The organism is uncultured Caballeronia sp., from assembly GCF_964243625.1.
In the GTDB taxonomy this organism is placed as follows: Bacteria; Pseudomonadota; Gammaproteobacteria; order Burkholderiales; family Burkholderiaceae; genus Caballeronia.
Map to the genome: position 1 here is coordinate 1 of NZ_CAXTGZ010000830.1, position 2,157 is coordinate 2,157.

A 2,157-nucleotide genomic window follows, 5' to 3' on the forward strand; every position below is an offset into this window, starting at 1 on the left:
CACAACCGGCCGCAAAGAGCTAACCCGCTTCGAGCTTCCCGAATGCACCGATGAAATCTGGCACGGCTACCTCCCCGGCGCCCACCCCGGCACGGTCTACGGTTTCCGCGCCCACGGCGCCTACCAGCCGCAATACGGCCACCGGTTCAATCCGCACAAACTCCTGCTCGACCCCTACGCCAAGAAACTCGTCGGCCAATGGCGATGGTCCGACGCTCTCTTCGGTTATCGCGTGCACTCGAACCGCCTGGACCTTTCAATGGATCGGCGCGACTCCGCCCCCGCCATGCCGAAATGCGTCGTCACCGATGACGCCTTCGACTGGTCCCGCGACACACGCCCGGACATCCCCTGGGGCGAAACGGTCATCTACGAAACGCACGTGCGCGGCACGTCGATGCTTCGCCCCGATATCCGCCAGCACGAACGCGGCTCGTTCGCGGCGCTGTCGTCGCCCTGGTTTATCGAACATTTGCAAAAGCTCGGAATCACCGCCGTCGAATTCCTGCCCGTGCACGCGTTTCTCAACGACCGTTTTCTCGTCGAACGTGGCCTGAAGAATTACTGGGGCTATAACACCGCGTGTTTCTTCGCCCCCGAACCGTCGTACCTCTCGACCAACCGCCTGAACGAAATGCGCATTGCCGTGCGCCGGTTGCACGCAGCGGGCATCGAAGTGTTCCTGGACGTGGTCTACAACCACACGTGCGAGGGCAACGAGCTCGGGCCGACCATGTCGTGGCGCGGCCTCGATAACGCCAGCTACTACCGCCTGATGCCCGGCGACGAACGCCATTACATCAACGATACCGGTTGCGGCAACACGGTCAATCTATCACACCCGCGCGTGCTGCAAATGGTGATGGACTCGCTGCGCTACTGGGCGACGGCGTTCAACATCGATGGCTTTCGTTTCGATCTCGGCGTGACCCTTGGCCGCGAAGGCCACGGTTTCGATCCGGGTTCCGGCTTCTTCGATGCCATCCGCCAGGATCCGATCCTCAATACGCGCAAGATGATCTCGGAGCCGTGGGATATCGGGCCCGATGGTTATCAGGTCGGCAACCATCCGCCCGGCTTTGCCGAATGGAACGATAAATTCCGCGATGGCGTGCGCCGTTTCTGGCGCGGCGACGCCGGCGTGCGGCCCGACCTCGCGGCGCGGCTGACGGGATCGGCGGAGCTGTTTTCCCGCCGGCGCAGGAAACCGTGGGCATCGGTCAATTTCGTCGCCTCGCACGACGGCTTCACGCTCGCCGACGTCGCGGCCTACGACCAGAAGCACAACGAGATGAACAAGGAAGGCAACAACGACGGCCATAACGAGAACTGCAGCACGAACTGGGGCGTGGAAGGTCCGACCGACGACCCCGAGATCCTCGAAACACGCGCACGCGTCGCGCGCGCGCTGGTCGCAACCAACCTGCTTTCGCTCGGCACGCCGATGCTCCTCGGCGGCGACGAATTTGGCCGCTCACAGCACGGCAACAACAACGCATATTGCCAGGACAACGAGATTTCGTGGATGGACTGGCGTCTCGCCGATACCCCCGCCGGCCGCACGATGACGGAGTTCATCGCGAGCGTGATTGCGCTGCGAAAAAACTACCCGCTGTTGAGGGAAATGCGTTTCCTCAAGGGCGACAAGGAGGTCCTCCCGGGCCTCTACGACGTCGGCTGGTTCGACGAGCGCGGCGCCGCGCTCACCACCGACGCGTGGCAGGACCCGGAAGGCCGCGCGCTCACGCTGCGTCGCGCGGGCCCGGGGCTCGACGGCAAGATCGATGTGATGCTGATCATGATGAACGCGTCGTCACAGGCGCTGGCTTTCTCGGCGCCTGCACCGCACTTGGAATGGAATGTGCTCATGGATAGCGCTGTGCCCGACGCGCTGCAGTATCCGTTGATTGGCACGGAACTGGAGGTGCAGGCGCATAGCGTGGTGGTCCTGCTCGCCCAGCCGACCGGCGACGCCGACTGGCAGGCCGTATGGATGGCGGGAGCACACGAGGGGCCGCGCCTCTTGACGGCGTTGCCGCCGGACCCGGGCACAATCGGAGCGCGACGGACAGCGGAACCCTGGAAGGTGCTCGTGCCCGAGCACGCGCCGCCCGCAAAGGAGGAAAATTAACGGCTCGAAGACGGTTCAATGACGGT

Annotated in this window: 1 protein-coding gene; it reads left to right on the top strand. The window is 63.8% G+C overall.

The genetic code is table 11. From position 1 onward, the window contains the following. Window positions 1–2,131, top strand: a 2,131-nt coding sequence (gene glgX / locus ACFFAR_RS31475) for a glycogen debranching protein GlgX (RefSeq protein ID WP_375509258.1), incomplete at its 5' end; no start/stop codon positions are given. Window positions 2,132–2,157: the final 26 nt, after the last annotated feature.